General features: G+C 75.9%; 19 protein-coding genes. 8 read left to right on the forward strand and 11 right to left on the reverse strand.

Annotated elements, in window-relative coordinates:
• Positions 1 to 256: 256 nt before the first annotated feature.
• The 4 genes from AC0CYZ_RS32175 to wsfD form a co-directional block, all read right to left on the reverse strand.
• A complete protein-coding gene (locus tag AC0CYZ_RS32175) occupies positions 257 to 808 on the reverse strand; it encodes a carbonic anhydrase (protein ID WP_472222426.1) in 552 nt (183 codons plus the stop codon).
• A 74-nt stretch (positions 809 to 882) separates the two neighbouring features.
• Positions 883 to 1,833: a GlxA family transcriptional regulator gene (locus AC0CYZ_RS32180; protein ID WP_472222428.1), complete on the reverse strand. Its 951-nt coding sequence runs from the start codon at positions 1,831 to 1,833 to the stop codon at positions 883 to 885.
• 10 nt (positions 1,834 to 1,843) lie between these two features.
• The gene (locus AC0CYZ_RS32185) at positions 1,844 to 2,266 is read right to left on the reverse strand and encodes a hypothetical protein (RefSeq protein ID WP_472222430.1); all 423 of its coding nucleotides are present in this window, start codon (positions 2,264 to 2,266) and stop codon (positions 1,844 to 1,846) included.
• On the reverse strand, positions 2,263 to 3,753 hold the full coding sequence (gene wsfD / locus AC0CYZ_RS32190; protein ID WP_472222432.1) for a glycan biosynthesis hexose transferase WsfD: 1,491 nt from the start codon (positions 3,751 to 3,753) through the stop codon (positions 2,263 to 2,265). The genes AC0CYZ_RS32185 and wsfD overlap by 4 nt, the downstream gene beginning before the upstream one ends.
• Before the next feature lie 67 nt (positions 3,754 to 3,820).
• Here wsfD and AC0CYZ_RS32195 point away from each other — a divergent pair, with 67 nt between their 5' ends.
• The 3 genes from AC0CYZ_RS32195 to AC0CYZ_RS32205 all read left to right on the forward strand — a co-directional run bounded on the left by AC0CYZ_RS32195 (position 3,821) and on the right by AC0CYZ_RS32205 (position 5,561).
• Positions 3,821 to 4,165: a hypothetical protein gene (locus tag AC0CYZ_RS32195; RefSeq protein ID WP_472222434.1), complete on the forward strand. Its 345-nt coding sequence runs from the start codon at positions 3,821 to 3,823 to the stop codon at positions 4,163 to 4,165.
• Entirely contained in the window at positions 4,162 to 4,755 is a 594-nt protein-coding gene (locus AC0CYZ_RS32200) for a carboxymuconolactone decarboxylase family protein (protein ID WP_472222436.1), read from the forward strand. The genes AC0CYZ_RS32195 and AC0CYZ_RS32200 overlap by 4 nt, the downstream gene beginning before the upstream one ends.
• A 65-nt stretch (positions 4,756 to 4,820) precedes the next feature.
• Entirely contained in the window at positions 4,821 to 5,561 is a 741-nt protein-coding gene (locus tag AC0CYZ_RS32205) for a ZIP family metal transporter (protein WP_472222438.1), read from the forward strand.
• Here the strand turns inward: AC0CYZ_RS32205 and AC0CYZ_RS32210 are convergent.
• Positions 5,558 to 5,941 carry a response regulator gene (locus AC0CYZ_RS32210; RefSeq protein ID WP_472222440.1) on the reverse strand — a complete coding sequence of 128 codons (384 nt, stop codon included), beginning with the start codon at positions 5,939 to 5,941 and terminating at the stop codon, positions 5,558 to 5,560. The genes AC0CYZ_RS32205 and AC0CYZ_RS32210 overlap by 4 nt on opposite strands.
• A gap of 93 nt (positions 5,942 to 6,034) precedes the next feature.
• Here AC0CYZ_RS32210 and AC0CYZ_RS32215 point away from each other — a divergent pair, with 93 nt between their 5' ends.
• The 4 genes from AC0CYZ_RS32215 (at position 6,035) to AC0CYZ_RS32230 (ending at position 10,122) form a co-directional block, all read left to right on the forward strand.
• Complete coding sequence (locus AC0CYZ_RS32215) at positions 6,035 to 6,694, forward strand: response regulator (RefSeq protein WP_472222442.1); 660 nt, start codon at positions 6,035 to 6,037, stop codon at positions 6,692 to 6,694.
• Between the two features lie 189 nt (positions 6,695 to 6,883).
• Complete coding sequence (locus AC0CYZ_RS32220; protein WP_472222444.1) at positions 6,884 to 8,107, forward strand: LuxR C-terminal-related transcriptional regulator; 1,224 nt, start codon at positions 6,884 to 6,886, stop codon at positions 8,105 to 8,107.
• Positions 8,108 to 8,130: 23 nt separating this feature from the next.
• A complete protein-coding gene (locus tag AC0CYZ_RS32225) occupies positions 8,131 to 9,645 on the forward strand; it encodes a LuxR C-terminal-related transcriptional regulator (RefSeq protein WP_472222446.1) in 1,515 nt (504 codons plus the stop codon).
• Between the two features lie 84 nt (positions 9,646 to 9,729).
• Positions 9,730 to 10,122 carry a cupin domain-containing protein gene (locus AC0CYZ_RS32230; RefSeq protein ID WP_472222448.1) on the forward strand — a complete coding sequence of 131 codons (393 nt, stop codon included), beginning with the start codon at positions 9,730 to 9,732 and terminating at the stop codon, positions 10,120 to 10,122.
• A 132-nt stretch (positions 10,123 to 10,254) separates the two neighbouring features.
• On the opposite strand, the gene AC0CYZ_RS32235 is transcribed toward AC0CYZ_RS32230, so the two are convergent.
• The 5 genes from AC0CYZ_RS32235 to AC0CYZ_RS32255 all read right to left on the reverse strand — a co-directional run bounded on the left by AC0CYZ_RS32235 (position 10,255) and on the right by AC0CYZ_RS32255 (position 14,741).
• Positions 10,255 to 10,911, reverse strand: coding sequence for a pyridoxamine 5'-phosphate oxidase family protein (locus tag AC0CYZ_RS32235; protein ID WP_472222450.1), 657 nt, complete (start codon positions 10,909 to 10,911; stop codon positions 10,255 to 10,257).
• A gap of 24 nt (positions 10,912 to 10,935) precedes the next feature.
• On the reverse strand, positions 10,936 to 11,649 hold the full coding sequence (locus AC0CYZ_RS32240; protein WP_472222452.1) for an alpha/beta fold hydrolase: 714 nt from the start codon (positions 11,647 to 11,649) through the stop codon (positions 10,936 to 10,938).
• 6 nt (positions 11,650 to 11,655) lie between these two features.
• Positions 11,656 to 12,588, reverse strand: coding sequence for an alpha/beta fold hydrolase (locus tag AC0CYZ_RS32245; protein ID WP_472222454.1), 933 nt, complete (start codon positions 12,586 to 12,588; stop codon positions 11,656 to 11,658).
• Positions 12,589 to 12,591: 3 nt separating this feature from the next.
• Positions 12,592 to 13,428 carry an alpha/beta fold hydrolase gene (locus tag AC0CYZ_RS32250; RefSeq protein ID WP_472222456.1) on the reverse strand — a complete coding sequence of 279 codons (837 nt, stop codon included), beginning with the start codon at positions 13,426 to 13,428 and terminating at the stop codon, positions 12,592 to 12,594.
• Between the two features lie 254 nt (positions 13,429 to 13,682).
• Positions 13,683 to 14,741, reverse strand: a complete 1,059-nt coding sequence (locus AC0CYZ_RS32255; RefSeq protein ID WP_472222458.1) for a PAS domain-containing sensor histidine kinase — start codon at positions 14,739 to 14,741, stop codon at positions 13,683 to 13,685.
• A 111-nt stretch (positions 14,742 to 14,852) separates the two neighbouring features.
• Here AC0CYZ_RS32255 and AC0CYZ_RS32260 point away from each other — a divergent pair, with 111 nt between their 5' ends.
• A complete protein-coding gene (locus AC0CYZ_RS32260) occupies positions 14,853 to 15,389 on the forward strand; it encodes a DsbA family protein (RefSeq protein WP_472222460.1) in 537 nt (178 codons plus the stop codon).
• Between the two features lie 198 nt (positions 15,390 to 15,587).
• On the opposite strand, the gene AC0CYZ_RS32265 is transcribed toward AC0CYZ_RS32260, so the two are convergent.
• The coding region (locus AC0CYZ_RS32265) for a DUF4118 domain-containing protein (RefSeq protein ID WP_472222462.1) at positions 15,588 to 17,349 on the reverse strand (1,762 nt) is incomplete at its 5' end.

A 17,349-nucleotide genomic window follows, 5' to 3' on the forward strand; every position in this document is an offset into this window, starting at 1 on the left:
GGACACACCAGCGCGGATCCGTTCGAGGAGCGCGATCCGGTCGACCCGCGCCGCCGCGACGACCGCGGCGTCGTCGACCGCAGCGTCGGCGAGCTCGCCGAGGCGGGCGAGCATCGCGGCCAGCTCCACACTGACCGTGTCACCCGCCCCGACCCCGTTGTTCGAACTCATGTGCGAAAGCTAGCGCGACCCCCCGACACTCACGGCCCACCGCCGAGCGCGATCCCGGGATCGCTCCTCGGTGCGGTGCTCCCCCTCAGCCGCTCCGCTGACGACCGCGGGTCGACGGCACCACCGGTGAGACCAGACCCGTCGCCACGTCGTAGGACCAGCCGGACACCGCGACGTTCTCGGAGACCGTCTCCGCCTCGAGGATGCGCTGGACGTCGCCCGGCACGGTGTCGGCCGGGTCGAGCACCGCGGTGCGCTTCAGGGCGACGTCGTCGAAGCCGCGGGCGACGAAGCCGTGGCGCAGCTCGTCGTCGGCCATCAGACCCGATCCGCAGTCGGTGTGGTGCACGACGGCCACCTCGAACCACGGGGCGTCGGGGGTCCTGGTCTCGTGGAGGTAGCTGATCCAGGCCAGGTCGGCGAGCACGGCGTCGGTGACCCGGCCGCCGACGTTGCGGGCGACGATGGCGTCGCCGAGGGCCAGCCCGAAGACGTCACTCGGGTCCACGCGCGGGTCGATGCACGTGATGACGTAGACCTGCTTGTGAGGCAGGAACGGGATCGCCGGGACCCGGTCCTTGGCGTCGGTCCGGGCGAAGCGGGCGTTGTTGGCGAGCAGGTCCTCGAAGTCGGTCACGACGACGATGGTCGTCCGTCGCCGGGCCGCCGGTGAGGGGCATCGCGGCCGCGGAACGCTCGGGTTCGGCCAGCTCACTCCCCGCGGTACCGGTGCCGTCGCCGGTAGGTGCTGGGGGTGGCGCCCAACTCGCGGGCGAAGTGGACGCGCAGCGTGGCGGCGCTCCCGAACCCGCACCGCTCGGCGACCTCGTCGACACCCAGGGAGGTCGCCTCGAGCAACCGCGCGGCCTCCCGGACCCGTTGCGCGGTCAACCACCGCATCGGGCTCGCATCGACCTCGTCGTGGAACTGCCTCGCGAACGTGCGGACCGGCAGCCCGGCGTGGCGGGCGAGGTGCCGCACCGTCAGCGGCCGCGCCATCTCCGCGATCGCCCACTCGCGGGTCGGGCCGAGCCCGCCGTCCGCGGGCATCGGCCGGGCGGCGTACTGGGTCTGGCCTCCCGTCCGGTGGGTCGCGACCACCATGCGGCGCGCGACGTCGGCGGCCACCCGCTCCCCGTGGTCCTGGCGCACCAGGTGCAGACACAGGTCGATGCCCGCCGAGATCCCGGCGCTGGTCAGGACCTGGCCCTCGTCCACGTAGAGGACGTCCGGGTTGAGACGGACCCTCGGGAAGCGGGCGCGGAAGTCCGCGGCGTACTCCCAGTGCGTCGTCGCGGCCCGGCCGTCCAGCAGACCGGCCTCGGCCACCGCGAACGCGCCGACGCACACAGAGGCGATGCGGGCGCCCCGGGCGGCGGCGCCCCGCAGCGCTCCGAGGCTCGCGTCGTCGGGCGCGTCGAGGGGATGGAATCCGGGGACGACCACCGTCCGGGCGTCGGCGAGGGCGTCGAGTCCGTGGACGACGTCGATGTCGAACCCGGTCGACGTGGGGAGCGGTCCCGGCTCGGACGAGCACACCGAGAACGAGTAGCGGGAGCGCTCGTCGCGGTGCCCGAAGATCTGGGCCGCGATCGAGAGGTCGAACGCCACGACCGCGGGCAGGGCCAGCGCCACGACCCGGTGCGGCCCCTGCTCCTCCACCGTCGCGAGCCTAGCCGCGGGCGTGCGTCCTCCCGGGCCGACGCGAGGACCGCACCGGCGCAGCCGGGCCGGCGCCGTTCCCCAGGTCGGGTCGCATCGCGGCCGGGAGCGGCAGCCGCAGACCGGGCGGGACGTGCCCGTGCCCGGCACGCGTCCGCAGCGTCAGCAGGACCGCCGTGACCGCGCCGAGGGCCGCCAGCACCAGCGCCGCTGCGAGGGCGGCGAGCCCGAGACCGGTCGTCACCCGCGGTGGCAACGGCATTACGATCACGACGGGGCTGAGCACGGCCACCAGGGCCAGGGCGGCGGAGAGCAGCGCGTCGAGCCGGATCACCACCCGCACGCTCGCGTCGTAGCGTCCGGGGATGCGGGCGTCGTCCATGCCCCGAGCACACCGCTCGGGGGCCACCAGGTCGATGACGTCGTAGGTCACGACCGACGCCGGACGAGCTCCGCCCCGAGGGCACCGAGCGCGCCGAGCAGGCACAGCCCGCTGACCAGCAGCAGGTAGGCCGCGAGCCACACGTGCTTGAACACCTCGAAGTAGCCGTCGCCCAGCACCGCCATGACCACGAGGCCGAGGGCGGTGGCCGCGCCGAGTCCCGCGGCCAGGCACCAGCGCGCGGCGACCGGCGCCCGACGTCGCCACAGCGGGGTGCTCGCCGCCGCGGCGAGGGCGAGCAGCACGAGCGCGGTGGGGAGCCACGCCGGGCGGTCCGTCGCGTCGAGGACGGTCCGCAGATCGGGCTCGCGGGAGCCCGACCAGCCCTGGTCGCCCTGGTAGGGCGACGGTCGCGTCGGGTCGCCCGGGCCGGACGCGAGGTAGGGCAGGTCGGCGCGCGTCGTCGCCTGCAGACCGACCCCGAGCGCGCGCGCCAGGGCGTCCGGGTGACGGACGAGCGCGACGTACGCGGCGTCGCGCGTGGCGTCGGGCCGGTCCCGGATGGCCGTGACCCACCAGGCCCCCGTCGGGGGCCGCGTCGGGCTGAAGAAGCCGGCACCGAGGAGCGTCGCGGCCTGGGGCGGCAGGCCGAGCTCGCCCGTCGCGCCCGGCCCCAGCTCGGGCAGGGCGAGGGTGAACACGACGTCGTGGACGTTCGCGCCCCCGTAGATCCGGTCCTGGAACCCGACGGCGGCCCCGACCGGCACGGCCACCCCCAGCACCGTGACCACGGCGATCGCGGGACCGACGAGCCGGCGCGGGCGACGGCGCCCGACGGTCACCCCCGCGCACACGACGACCGCCACGACGAGGACCGGCAGGTAGGCCACCTTCGCGGTCGCGGCGAACGCCCCGCCGAACGCGACCAGGAGCAGGGCGACGGTGCGGCCGGCCCGCTGATCGGGGCCGGTCACCAGCAGCGCGGCGACGCCGCACGCCACCGCGAGGGTGCCGAGCAGCCCGGCCGGCTCTCCGTAGGTCGAGACGAAGAACCGGGCGAACGCCGGCAGGGCCAGCGGGGCGACGGGCACGACGAGCACCGCGGCGCGGCGCAGTCCCGATGCCGAGGCCGCCCAGGCGGCGAGGGCGACGACGAGGCCGACGAGCGCCGTGTACCACCAGGCCAGGGTGATCAGCGCGAACGTGCCGTCGGCGCCGAGGGTCGCGCCACGCAGCACCAGCCCGGCCGAGGAGGGCGTCGACGCGCCGCAGGTCGGGGCGCCCAGGGTGTAGTCCGTGATGACGCCGCCCTTCCACGCGGCGACGCGGTCGACGGTGCGGGCGATCAGGCCCATGTCGCAGTAGAGGCGGTAGCCGTCGCCGTTGTCCTCCACGCCGAACGTCCGGCCCGTCGGCAGCCCGAGGGTGAGCACGACGACCGCGGCGGCGCCGGCGCCCGCGCCGAGGGCGAGCGCGACCCGACCCCGACCCCGACCCGACGGGCGGTCCCGCTGCTCGGCCGGCGCCGGGGTCGTCATCGGCCCACAGTGCCCGGTTCGCGATCGGACGAATCCTGCCGCCCCGGTGCATGGCAACCTGCCGCGTGTGATCACACCGCGGAGCAGGCACGAGGAGTCGTCGACGTCCGATCTCGCCGGGCTGCGCGACCGGCGCCTCCGGGAACTGGTCGCCGCCGTCGCGGACGGTCCCGGGGTCCTGGCGCGCGAGGTCCGCACGGCCCTCGTCGCCGGGGACCCCCCGCCCGAGCCGTGGGCGACGCTGGCGGCGAAGGTCGCCGACGGCGGCCTCGCGGTGACCGACGACGAGATCACGGCGCTCGCCGTCGAGCACGGCGAGGACGCCGTGTTCGAGTGCGTCGTGGCCGTGGCGGTCGCGGCGGGCGCGGCCCGGCTGCGCACGGTCGAGGCACTGCTCGCGGAGGCCCCGTGATCCGGCTGCGGGCGATCCGGCGCGGGCGGGGACTGCGGGCCCGGGTGATGCTGCGCGCGCTCCCGCTCCTCACGAGGGGCGCCGCACCCGGGTTCGCCACGATCCTGCTCTTCCGGCCCGCGTTCTTCGGCACGCCGTTCGGGCGCTACTGCCAGGCGGTGCTCCGGGGGCCGGGGCACTGGACGGTCGGCGAGCGGGAGCTCTTCGGCGCCGCGGTCTCCGCCGGCAACGCCTGTGGCCACTGCTCCGGGGTGCACCGCCGGATCGCCGTCGACTGCCTCGGGGAGCCCACGGTCGGCGCCGTCGTGGACCACGTCGGCGAGGTCCCGGGCGAGGTCGGGCCCGCCCTCCCCGCCATGACGGCGTTCCTGCGCCGGCTCTCCCACGACCCCGACGGCCTGTCCCCCACCGACGTGGCGACGCTGCGCGAGGCCGGCATCGGCGACGACGCCGTCCGGGAGGCGGCCCACGCGGCCGCCGTGCTGGAGATCGCCAACCGGGTGAACTCGGCCCTGGGCAGCGAGGCCATGACACCGGCGGCGAACCGCCGGTCCGCGGCGATGCTGCTCGAGCGGGGCTACGAGCTCTGACCCACCGCCGTCCGCGTCCCGGAGCGCCCGGAGGGCTCCGACCGCCGTACGGGAGAGTGGCGCCCGTGGCCATCCTCGCGGCGCTCGGATCGTTCCTGGCGACCCTCGCCGGCGGTGCAGTAGCCGTCCGGCTGCGCGACGAGCGCCACCTGGTCCTCGGCCTCGCGGCCGGGGTGATGCTCGGGGTGGTGTTCTTCGACCTGCTGCCCGAGGCGCTCGAGCTCGCGCCCCACCCCGGGTTCGGTCCGCCGGCCGCGGCGCTCACGGCCGTGGCCGGTTTCCTGTCCCTGCACGTGGGCGAGCGGATCGCGCTGCGCCACGGCGCGCACCACCACGGACACGGTCACGACCACCCCCACGACCACGGCCTCGAGCGGATCGGCCTGACCGCCGCGGGCGGTCTCGTCCTGCACAGCACGCTCGACGGCGTCGGGATCGGTGCGGCGTTCCAGGGCGGCACCGGCATCGGGGTCGCCGTGACGATCGCGGTGATCGCGCACGACCTCGCCGACGGCTTCAACACGTTCACCCTCACCGAGCTGTACGGCAACTCCCGACGACGGGCGTTCGTCCTGCTCGGCCTCGACGCCGTGGCCCCGGTCGTCGGCGCGGTCATCGGCACCGCGATCGCGTTCCCGCCCGCCGTCGTCGGTCTCTACCTCGGCTACTTCGCCGGGGTGCTGCTGTACATCGCCACGGCCAACGTCCTGCCCGAGGCGCACGCGGCCCACCCCGCGAGGGCGACGGTCCTCCTCACGGTCCTGGGAGCGGGCCTGATGTGGCTGGTCGTCGCGCTCGGCTCCTAACCGCTGATCAGTCCCGGCAGCGCCCCGCCGAGCAGCTCGTCCTTCGGGAGGAAACCGACCGCGCCGGCACGGTGGGCGGCGGACCGGTTCCCCGCGTCCGCGTCGGTGGAGATCAGGACGACCCGCGGCGGCCACGGCAGGGCCACGAGCCGCCGGGTGAGCCCGAACCCGTCACCGTCGGGGAGGGCGATGTCGACGAGCACGGTGGCGGGTCGACGCTGCTCGACGCACGAGACGGCGTCGGCCACGGTGCCGGCCTCGATGACCTCGTAGCCCCACCCGTGAAGGACGCGGGCGGCCAGACCGCGGAAACCGGCGTTGTCGTCCACCACGAGCACCAGACCGGGCGTGGGGCGCACCGAGCCCGAAGCCCTGGTCACGGCCGCAGGCTAGCGCACCGGCACGCCGCGACGGCCTCGCCGGGGCAGGCGCGGAGCCCGGAGGGGGTCCCGCCGGCGACTAGGGTGCGAGCCGTGGAGCCGCCCCTGCGTCTGGTGGTCGCGGAGGACCAGGCGCTGGTGCGCGAGGGGATCGTCCGGATGCTCGAGAGCGCCGGGCTCACCGTCGTCGGCGTGGCCGTCGACGCCGTCGACCTGGTCCGGCAGGCGCAGGACCACGAGCCGGACGTCGTCATCACCGACATCCGGATGCCACCCGGCGGCGCCGACGACGGGTTGCGGGCGGCCGTCGAGATCCGCCGGCGCTTCCCGGACATGGGCGTGATCGTGCTGTCCCAGTTCCTCGAGGACCGCTTCGTGCTCGACCTGGTCGGGGAGCGGGCCGACGGGGTCGGCTACCTGCTGAAGGAACGCGTGGCCGACCGGACGACGCTCCTGGAGGCCGTGCGCAGCGTCGCCGCGGGCCAGTCGGCGCTGGACCGCGACGTCATCGCCCGGCTGGTCGGACGCCGGCGGGCCGCCAGCCCCCTGGACGACCTCACGCCCCGGGAGCGTCGGGTGCTGGCCCTCATGGCAGAGGGCCGGTCGAACACGGCCATCGCCGAGGCCCTGGCCGTCACGGTGCCGACGGTGGAGCGGCACGTCAGCGGCATCTTCACCAAGCTCGGCCTCCTGCCCTCCGAGGCGGAGAACCACCGGCGGGTCGTCGCCGTCCTGCGCTACCTGCGGCACTGACTCCGGCGTACCCCGCTGCTCCGGCCGCGCGCCCGGCCCACGGGTCTGCACCCAGGCACCCGGCGGGTGGGCCCGTGGGCCCCGGCCGTGCCCGCCCGACAGCGTTCCCTCCCGCGCTGCGCCACGCTGACGGAGGAGCCGGTCGACACCGACCGGCCTCGCGAGGACGCGACGATCGGGAGACTCCGGATGCTCATCGAGGACCCGGCCCACGTCGACGAGGCGGTGCTGGCCGTCCGGTCCGATCCCGCGCGGGTGAGCGCGACCGCGGTCGAGCACCTGGACCGCGGGATCCGCCGGCTCTGGACGGAGACCGATCCCGCCCGCATCGTGCGGATCGCCTCCGCGGCCTCCGTCGTCGGCCGCGGCTCGCCGTGCCGGGTCGCGCTCTGGACGGTGGTCGACGGCGGCCGGGCCGGGAGCGCCGTGCCCTGGGCCGTCCGGGCGCTCGCGCTGCTGTGTGCCGACGACGTCGTCACCGGGCAGTGGGACGAGTGCGTCCGGCTGGCGGACGAGGGCGCCGCCCTCTGCGCGCGCCACGGCCACGGGCAGCTCGCCGCTCCGTTCCGCCTCGTCCGGGCGCTCATCGCGGCCGCGCGGGGAGACCGCGCCACGGCCACGGCCTTCGTCGCCACGACGGCCGGCGGGGCAGGCCCGGGCTCGGCGGCGCACCACGTGTCGGCGTTGGCGGCCCTGGCCGACGACGATCCCGAGCGGGCCTACCGGCACGCGAGCGCGGTGGCCCCCGCCGGCTCGCTGCCCGCGCACGACCACACCGCGCTCGCCGTGGCGACGGACCTCGTCGAGGCGGCCCACCGCACCGGGCGGGCCGACGACGCGGCGCGCCACGCCCGCGCGATGCGGGAGGCGCCCCTCGCCGTGCGGTCCGACCGGTTCGCGATGCTGGTCCTCGGCGCGCACGCGGTCGCCGAGGGCTCCGGGAGCTCAGGGAGCTCCGGGGGCGCCGCCGCCGACCTGTTCGAGGCGGCGCTGGCCGTGCCGGGCGGCGAGCGGTGGGCCTTCGACCACGCCCGGATCGAGCTGGCCTACGGCTCCCACCTGCGCCGGCACCGACGGACCGCTCGGGCCCGGCGGCACCTCGAGAGTGCGCTCGCGACCTTCGACCGGCTCGCCGCCGAGCCCTGGACCGCGCGGTGCCGACGGGATCTGCGGGCCGTCGGGTCGAGGGTGGACGTGTCCCGAGGCGGCCGGCACCGGCGGCCGACGCTGACGCCGGACGAGCACCAGATCGCCTCACTCGCCGCCACCGGGCTCACCAACAAGCAGATCGCCCAGCGGGTCCACGTCTCCCCGCGCACCGTCTCGGCCCGCCTCTACCAGGTGTTCCCCAAGCTGGAGGTCACCTCCCGCGCCGCCCTGCGCGACGCCCTGACCGAGCTCGCCGCGCGGTGACCGCACGAGGGGCGACGCGCGACGTGGCCCGGAGTCGCGACCTGGCCCGCGTCGCCTACCTCGGAGCGGACGTCCGCGGGGATCTCGCCGGGGTGCACGGCCTGCTCACGGCCGCGCGGGCGGCCGATCCGCGCGCGGACGGCTCGCTGTCGACGGTCGTCGCCGCCGCGGCGCTGCACCTGCACCGGGACGGTGACCTCGACACGTCGCACCGCCTGCTCGTCGAGGGCCTCGAGTCGGGCTCACCCGACGGCGGCGGGGACGGTTCCGACGTCGACGACGCCCTCCACCTGCTGCACGCGGTGTGCGTCGTCGCCGACCGCGCCGAGCCGTGGGCGGCCTTCCGCCGGATCGTCGCGCGCCGCGGATCGCGGGTGCCGGACACGCTCGCGCAGGACGTCGATCGCGTCCTCGCCGCCGTCCGCGGCCTGGACGACGAGCTCGATCCCCGGCGCATCGTGCGGGTCGCCGCCGCGGCCGCCCGTCTCGACCGCGGCGAGGGCTGTCGCGACGCGCTCCGGCGGGTCGTCGAGGACGGGCGCTCGGGAGGGGCCGTGACCTCGGCGATCACCGCACTACTGATCCTCGCCTCGCAGGCCTACCACGAGGGGCGCTGGGCGGCGGCCGAGGACCTGGCCACCGAGGCGCTCGACGCGTCCACCGAGCGCGGCTACCACCTGCTGGCCGCGACCGCACGGCGGTGTCTGGCCCTCCTTGCCGCGGCCCGGGGAGACGCGGCCGCCCTGCGCACGCTGACCGACCACCTGACCGGGTGGGGCATCCCCCGGGGCGCCCGGCGGATCGTCGGCTACGCCGCCCAGGCTCGCGCACTGGCCGCCCTCGGGCGTGGCGACTTCGAGGACGCCCACCGCGAGTGGGTCGCGCTGACCCCACCCGGGAGCCCGGGGGCCCGGGCCGGGGCGGCGCCGTGGCCGACGATGGACCTGGTCGAGGCGGCCGTCCGCACCCACCGGCCGTCCGAGGCCCTCGCCCACGTGGCGGCCGCGCGCGAGGCCGGCCGGTGCCCACCCGCCCCGCGGCCGGCCCTGGTCACCGCGGGCGCCGCCGCGATGGGCGCCCCCGACGACCGCGCCGGGGCGCTCTACGAGGCGGCACTGGTCCTGCCCGGCGTCGAGCGGTGGCCGTTCGACCTCGCCCGCATCCGGCTCGCCCACGGCGAGCACCTCCGACGCGCCCGCGCGACGACCGCCGCCCGCGACCAGCTCTCCCGCGCCCTCGCCACCTTCACCGAGCTGGGTGCCCGGCCGTGGGTGGCCCGGGCGGGCACCGAACTGCGGGCCGCCGGCCACGAGCGCGGACGCACCGGCGGACGGGCGCCGGCCGGGCGGCCGTCCCTCACCGCCCAGGAGCTCGAGGTGGCGGAGCTGGCCGCGTCCGGGATGACGAACCGGCAGATCGCCGACCGGCTCCACCTCTCGCGCCGGACCGTCGACGCCCACCTGTACCGGGTGTTCCCGAAGCTGGCCGTCACCGGGCGGGCCGCGCTGCGCGACGCCCTCGACCGCCGGGACGGGTGAACCGGCGTCCGGAGTCATTCCACCGATGTCCGCCGGGCACCGGGAACGCAGCCTGGGAACCACCCGGGAGAAGAGGAGCACGACATGTCGTCCGAATCCGCGGCCGCGGGCACCGACGCCGTCGACGGGCTGGCGAGCACGCTCAAGCGCACCGTGCTGCAGCACGAGCCCTCGTCGATCCCCGACCGCGAGATCGTCCAGGTCCTGACCGAGATCCCCTGCGGGGTCGAGTCCGGGTGGCACATCCACCCCGGCGAGGAGGTCGGCTACATCGCGGCCGGGACCGTGGAGATGAGGATCCGGGACCGCCCCACGCTGACCCTGCACACCGGACAGGGCTTCCTCATCCCGCCGCGCACTCCCCACAACGCGCTCGACCTCGGGCCGGACACCGGTCGGATGCTGTCGACGTACGTCGTCGAGGTGGGCGAGCCCCTGACCACGCTCGTCGACGAGCACGGCGCCCCGAGATCCTGACCGACCGGCACCCGTGTCGCGGAGTCGTCCGCGGCCACGGGTCCGGTCGCTCGTCCTCAGGAGGCGAGGAAGGCGAGGAGGTCGCGGTCGAACTCCTGCTCGTGGGCGCCGGTCAGGCCGTGCGGCGCGTGCTCACGGCCTCTCCTCGTGGTCGTCCCTGATGCGGTCGATGCGTGCTCTGAGCTCGGCGTTCTCGTCCTGGGCGTCCGCCAGCCGCTGGTGGAGGGGAGCGAGGAGCGCCTGGATCTCGGAGGCCGTGTACCGGGGGGTGATGTACCGGGGGCAGTTCCAGTCGAAGGCCACGACCGACACCAGCACCACCTGCTCGACCACGGCGTCGTCGGCGGGATGCGCGAGCTCCACGGCGAGGTCGGGCTCGTCGTCGGTGGCGAAGGCCTGGGCGTGGCCGAACAGCTCCAGGCGCCGCCGGGCCGGGTAGTCCGTCGCGATGAGGGCCATGCGGTCGTTCCCGACGAGGTTGCCGGTGCTGGCGTCATGCGGGTTCCCGCGGACGTCGGCCCACCCGAGGGTGTGGTCGTCGATCACCCGGAGGAAGCCGGGAGGCCCACCGCGGTACTGGACGTCGGGCCAGCCGGTCGCGCCGGCGGTGGCGAGATAGAAGCCGTCCCGCCCGGCGAGGAAGTCCTCCTCACGTCCCGTCAGCGCGTCCGGGGCGTCCGACCCGCTCCGACGGGCCTCGTGGCGGGCGTGGAAGGCGCGGCTGCCCTGCCCGGTCCGGACGCCGACGACGTCGTCGGTGAACGCGATGGCGCCGTGGCGTCTGCTCATCCCGTGTCCCCGGTGGCCTCCGGGTCAGGTCGCGGCGCCGGCGCGGTCCAGGGCCCCGAGGACCACGTCCGCGACCTCGGCCACGTGCGAGATGCCGACGACGTGGGACGCCCCGTCGATCTCGACGGTCTCCCGGGAGCCGGCGCGGTCGGCCATGATCCGGTGCGCGCCGGCGGGGATGTTGCGGTCCTCGGAGCCGAAGACGAACCAGCTCGGGGCCGTCCGCCACAACGCCTCGCCGCCGAGCGGCTCGTACAGCGCCTCCTGGGTGACCGGCCGCTGGGTGACCGCCATGCGGGCCGCCTGCTCGTCCGGGAGGTCGGCGCAGAACTGGTGGTGGTACCGGTCCTGCGCGATGTAGGTGTCGGTCCGCCCGTCCGCGAGCGGCACCGCGACCAGGGTGTCGCCGAGGGTCGAACCCGGCACGAGCGCCGAGGCGTCGCCGGCGCTCTCCCCGGGGGCGAGGGCGAAGCCGGCGACGTAGACGAGGCCGACGACGTCCCCCGCGTCGGCAGGGACCCCGGTCATCACGGCGCCGCCGTAGGAGTGGCCGACCAGCAGGACGGGGCCGGTGAGGGTGCGCACCAGGTCGGTGAGCAGGGCCGCGTCGGACGCGAGCCCGCGCAGCGGGTTCGCGAAGGCGATCACGCGGCCGTCGCCCGGCAGCCGCTCGATCAGGCCGTCCCAGCTCGCCGACTCGGCGTAGGCACCGTGGACGAGGACGATCGTCGGGGTCATCGCGGATCAGCTCCTGGGTGAGGCGTGGGACTGGGGTGCTCCGGCGCGGTCGGCCGACCGCCGGAGGAAGTCGGACAGGATCGCGGCCACCTGCCTTGGCTGGTCCTCGACCAGGAAGTGGCCGGCGTCGATGCCCTGCCCGGTCACGTCCCGGGCCCACGGCCGCCAGACGTCGAGGACGTCGCCGTAGAAGCGGGGCAGCGCGCCACGTGCGCTCCACAGGGCCAGCAGCGGGCACGCGATCGTCCGCCGGCCGCGGTCGGCGTCGTCGTGGGCCCGGTCGACGCCGGCCCCGGCGCGGTAGTCCTCGCAGATCGCCTCGACCGTGCTCGGGTCGTCGAGCAGACCCCGGTAGGTCGCCATCAGCTCGGGCGGGTAGCGGTCCGGCGTGCCGCCGAGGCCGAGCGCCCGGACGTGGTGGTCGAAGAACGCGTCGGGGTCGGCGCCGATGAGCCGCTCGGGCAGCGGCGCGGGCTGCGCGAGGAACGCCCAGTGCCAGTAGCCGAGCGCCAGGGCCGCGTCGGCACGCGCCCAGACGTCGCCGGTGGGCACGACGTCGAACGCGGCCACCGCGGTCACCCGCCCGGGGTGGTCGAGGGCCATTCGGTAGGCCACCCGGCCGCCGCGGTCGTGCCCGGCCACCGCGAAACGCTCGTGGCCCAGCCGCGCCATCACCTCCACCAGGTCGACCGCGAGCGCCCGCTTCGAGTGGGCCTCGTGGTCCGGTGTGGGAGACGGTCGGAACGAGGCCCCGTACCCGGGCAGGTCGGCCACGACGACGGTGTTCCCGGCGGTCAGCGGACCGACCGCGGCGTGCCACATGACGTGGGTCTGGGGATACCCGTGGAGCAGGAGCAGCGGGGGCCCGCCGCCGCCGACGCGGGCGAGGACGGACCCCCGCGCGGTCGGCACCTGGTGGTCGGTGAAGCCCTCGAACACGCCCTACTCCTGGCCGAGGAAGGAGAGGAGCTCCCGGTTGATCTCGTCGGCGTGGGTCACGCACTGCACGTGGGGGCCACCGTCGATCTCGACGTAGCGGGCGTCCGGGAGGGCGGCGTGCAGGCGTCGTCCCTGGCCCTCGACGGAGAGGATGCGGTCCGCGGTGCCGTGCAGGATCAGGGTGGGGACGTCGAGGCGCGGGAGGTCGGCCGCGTAGTCGTCGAGCCAGGTCCGCACGCAGGCCCAGGTCGCGTACGGGGACGCCTCGGCCCCGGCGTTCCACAGCGCGCGGACGGTCTGCTCGCTGACCCGCTTGCCGAGGTAGTCGTCGAGATTGAGGAAATCCCCGATGAGCCCGTCGAGCCAGGCGTAGCGGTCGTCGAGGATGGCCTGCTGGACGCCCGCGACGGCGGCCTCGTCGACACCCTTCGGGTTCTCGGCGGACCTGACGAACGACGGAGCGAGGCTCTCGATGAACACGACGCTGCGGAGCCGGTCCGTGCCGTAGCGGCCGACGTACCGGGCCAGCTCGCCGGTGCCGAGCGAGAACCCGACGAGGGCGACCTCGCGCAGGTCGAGCTCGGTGAGGAGCCGGTCGAGGTCCGCGGCGAGGGTGTCGAAGTCGTACCCGGTGCTCGGGGCGCTCGATCGGCCGAACCCGCGGCGGTCGTGGTTGACCACGCGGTGGCCGGCCGCGAGCAGCGGGTGCAGCTGGGGCTCCCACGAGCGGCCGTCGAACGGCCAGCCGTGGAGCAGCACGACCGGCCGCCCGCTCCCCTGGTCCTCGTAGTGGAGATCGATCGTGGTGCTGTTCTCCCGGCCCACGGTGATCGTGCCCATCGGGTCTCCCTCTGCTCGGTCGCGGCCGGCGACCCTCGTGCGCCGGGAGTCCCACGGTCGGGTCCCGGCGGACGACGCGCATCAGTCATCTGTCCATCGACGTCACCTCCGGCTCCGGGTCGGCCGGGTCGCCCCGCACGCCCGATCTCGCTGATCAACAGCACATGGGGCAGATTCGATCATGGTCGAACGTGCCCCACGTGCCCGTGATCAACGGACACCGGCGGGGACCGGGCCCCGCCGGGCGGAGTCGGTCAGCCGGAGACCGGCGGCACCGGGATCTCGGCGCGGACCGTGGTCCCCCGACCCGCCGGCGAGCGCAGGACCATCCGGCCGCCGAGGGCATCGAGCCGGTCGGCGAGTCCCGACAGGCCGCTCCCCTCGGAGCCGGCGCGGGCGCCGCCGACGCCGTCGTCGCGCACCTCGACCGACAGCTCCGCGTCGTCGAGACCGATCACGACGCTCGCCCGCGTGGCCCGGGCGTGCTTCGCGGTGTTGGTCAGGGCCTCGGCGACGAACAGGTAGGCGTTGATCTCGACCACCTCCGGGAGCCGCTCCGGGAGCGATCCCGCGACCGTCACCGGCACCGACGCGCGGGTCGAGAGGTCCTCGACGGCCGTGACGAGGCCGCCGTGGGTGAGGATCGGCGGATGGAGGCCGGCGGCCAACCTCCGGAGCTCGTCGATCGCCCCCTGGGCGTGCAGGACCGTCTCCTCGAGCAGTCGGCGCGCCCGGTCGGGGTCCCGGGTCACCTCCTCGTGCGCCAGCTGGGCGCTGATGAGCACGCTGATCAGCGACTGCTGCGCGCCGTCGTGGAGGTCACGGGCGACCTGGCGGCGGACGACCGCCGAGGCCTCGACGATCCGTCGCTGCGCGGCCCGGCTGTCGGCCGCGCGGATCGCGGCGGCGTCGCGCTCCCGCACCACCTGCTCGGCGGCGCGCCGTTCGGAGATGTCGGTGAACGCGAGCACGGCCCCGCGCCCGGTCCGGAGCGCGATGGGCGCCACCCACCAGTCGATCGGGATCAGCGACCCGTCGCGGCGGGCGAACCACTCGTCCTTGCCGTGCGCCGGCTCCCCGGACCTGATCGGCGTCTGCATCGGGCACACCGCCCGGGGGTAGGGCGAGCCGTCGGGCAGCCGGTGCACGGTGTCGTGACTGTGTCGGTGGTAGAGGTCGCCCGGCTCGTCGTAGCCGAGCGCCGCGACGGCCGCAGGGTTGGCGAAGACGATGAGTCCGCCCTCGTCGAGGACCCACACCGGCTGGGGGGCGTCCGTCAGGATCTGGGCGAGGAAGTCTGCCGCCGGCTCCACTCGGACCCCCCTGCACGCCGCCCCACCCGGACTCTACGGGCGGAGGATGCCCGCGCGCCCCGACCGTGGTGTGGTGTCCGGACCACCCACCCACACCCCGAGGAGATCGTCGTGACCGGACCTGCCCTCCCCGACCCGGTGGGGCCCGGTGACCACCGCCTCGGCCCGGCCGGCGCCGCGGTCGTCCTCGTCGAGTACGGCGACTACGAGAGCCCGGAGTGCGGCACGGCCTTCGTCGAGCTCGAACGGCTGCGCGACCGGTTCGACCAGGACCTCGCCCTGGTGTACCGGCACTTCCCCCAGGTCGACCGGAACCCGCACGCCATGGCGGCCGCCCTGGCCGCAGAGGCGGCGGCCGACGCCGGCCGGTTCTGGACGATGCACGAACTGCTCTTCAACCGTCAGGACCGCCTCGACGACGCCGACCTCGCCGACTATGCCGCCCGGCTGGGCCTGGCCGGTGCCGGCGCGATCGGCTCCCGCGGCCGGGACCACGTCGCCCGGGTGGAGGAGCAGATGGCCGGCGCCCGGGCCGCGGGCGTCACCGACGTCCCGGCCCTGTTCGTCAACGGGGAGCGCTACGAGGGCCCGGTCGAGCTGGCGGCGTTGAGTGCGGCGGTGGACGCCGCGGTCGGGCGTCCGGCCTAGCTCGCGGGGCCGCTGCCGAACCGGACCCGCCCGGACAGCACGTCCTCGGCGACGCCGGGCACCGGCCGTCCCCGGGCGTCCACGTAGCGCCGCAGGCACTCGGCGGCCTCGTCGACCCCGACGCCGAGGTGTGACGCGCGCCATCGAGTGGCGCACGGCGGATCTCTTGGCCCGTACCGGTCGGCGGAACGACCCCGCTCACCGGGCGGGTACCGGCTCCCCCGCGTCGACGGCGGGCACGACGGCCGTCGGCAGGGACATCACCATCGTCAGCCCCCCGCCCGGGGTGTCCTCCGGCGTGAGGGTCCCGCCCATCGCCTCGGTGAACCCGCGGGCGACGTGCAGGCCCAGCCCGACCCCGGTGGTGGTGTCGCGGTCCCCGAGGCGCTGGAACGGCGTGAACAGCTTGTCCCGCGCGCGCGGCGGCACCCCGGGCCCGTCGTCGACGACCCGCAGCTCCACCCGCTCGGCGTGGGCACTGGCCCGGACCGCGACGCCCTGGGCCCCGGCGTGGCGCACGGCGTTGTCGAGCAGGTTGGCCACCACGCGCTCGGCCAGGCCGGCGTCGGCGAGGACGTCGGGCAGGGACTCCGGGACGTCGACGGTGAGCGCCCGCGTGACGGCGGGGTCGAGCCCGCCCAGGGCCAGCGCCACGATCTCGGCGAACCCGACCGGCGCCAGCAGCGGCGTCACGGCCCCGGTGGCGAGCCGCGAGGAGTCGAGCAGGTTGTCGACGAGCCCGCCGAGCCGGTCCGCGGAGTCCTCGACCACGCCCAGCAGCTCCTGGCGGTCGGCCGTGGACACCCGCAGCGTCGGGTCGCGCAGCGTGCCGGCTGCGGCCTTGATCGTGGTGAGCGGGGTGCGGAGGTCGTGGCCGACCGCGGAGAGCAGGGCGGTGCGCAGACCCGCCGCGTCGGCCTTGCGCTGCGCCTCGACGGCCTCGACGGCCATCCGCCGGTTGCGCAGCGCGAGCAGCGCCTGGCCGCAGACCGAGGAGAACAGCCGGCGCTCGTCGGCCGAGAGGGTCCGACCGGCCCCGACGAGGTGCACGTCGGTGTCGACCTCGACCTCGACGTCGGCGTCCGCGTCGGACGGCCGGGTGACGACGGGCTCCCCCACCGAGGCCGAGACCGTCCACGCCGCGGACGGCCCGCGCTCGAGGATCGCCACCGAGGAGAACCCGAAGGCCTCCCGGACCCGCTCGAGGAGCTTGGGCAGCGGGTCGGAGCGGGTGAGGATGACCCGGGCGAACGACGCCAGCAGGGTCGCCTCGGTGCGGGCCTGGGCGGCCTGGACGGCGCGCCGGTCGGCGCGCGCGACCACGAGCGCGACCAGCACGGCGACCAGCACCATCGCCACGACGGCGACGACGTTCTCCGGGGACGCGATCGCGAACGTGTACAGCGGCGGCGTCAGCAGGTAGTTGAGCAGCCCCGCGCCGAGCAGGGCGGCGAGCAGCGCGGGCCCGAGGCCGCCGACCAGGGCCACGATGACCGTGGCCAGCAGGAACAGGGCGACGTCGGTGGGCAGGCCCACCAGGTCCCGCCCGACGACGCCGAGCACCCCGGCCAGCACCGGCGCGAGCACCGCCAGCGGCCAGCCCAGTACCCGGCGGCTGCGCGGGAGGTGAACCCGGCGGATCGCCGGGGTGCCCGGGCCGCCCCCGCGGACCGCGCTGCCCGCGTAGTCGTGGGTCACCAGGTGCACGTCGATGGAGCCCGAGTCCGCCGTCGCGCGGGCGCCGATGCCGGGGTCGAGCAGCCGGGCCCACCGCGAGCGACGCGACGTCCCGAGCACCAGCTGGGTGGCGTTGGCGCCGCGGGCGAACTCGAGCAGCGTCGAGGGGACGTCGTCGCCGACCACGGTGTGGAACGAGGCGCCGACGCCGTCGGCGAGGCGGCGCAGCTCGGCGCCGGAGACGGTGTCGCGGCCGCCGGGCGCCGTGCTGCCCAGCCCGTCG

The organism is Actinomycetospora sp. (genome assembly GCF_055612215.1).

What these genes read in the sequence shown, in the direction of transcription:
- wsfD (WP_472222432.1), bottom strand. Translation starts at nt 3,753, where the DNA reads ATGACGACCCCGGCGCCGGCCGAGCAGCGGGACCGCCCGTCGGGTCGG.
- AC0CYZ_RS32220 (WP_472222444.1), top strand. Translation starts at nt 6,884, where the DNA reads ATGCTCATCGAGGACCCGGCCCACGTCGACGAGGCGGTGCTGGCCGTC.
- AC0CYZ_RS32230 (WP_472222448.1), top strand. Translation starts at nt 9,730, where the DNA reads ATGTCGTCCGAATCCGCGGCCGCGGGCACCGACGCCGTCGACGGGCTG.
- AC0CYZ_RS32235 (WP_472222450.1), bottom strand. Translation starts at nt 10,911, where the DNA reads ATGAGCAGACGCCACGGCGCCATCGCGTTCACCGACGACGTCGTCGGC.
- AC0CYZ_RS32240 (WP_472222452.1), bottom strand. Translation starts at nt 11,649, where the DNA reads ATGACCCCGACGATCGTCCTCGTCCACGGTGCCTACGCCGAGTCGGCG.
- AC0CYZ_RS32250 (WP_472222456.1), bottom strand. Translation starts at nt 13,428, where the DNA reads ATGGGCACGATCACCGTGGGCCGGGAGAACAGCACCACGATCGATCTC.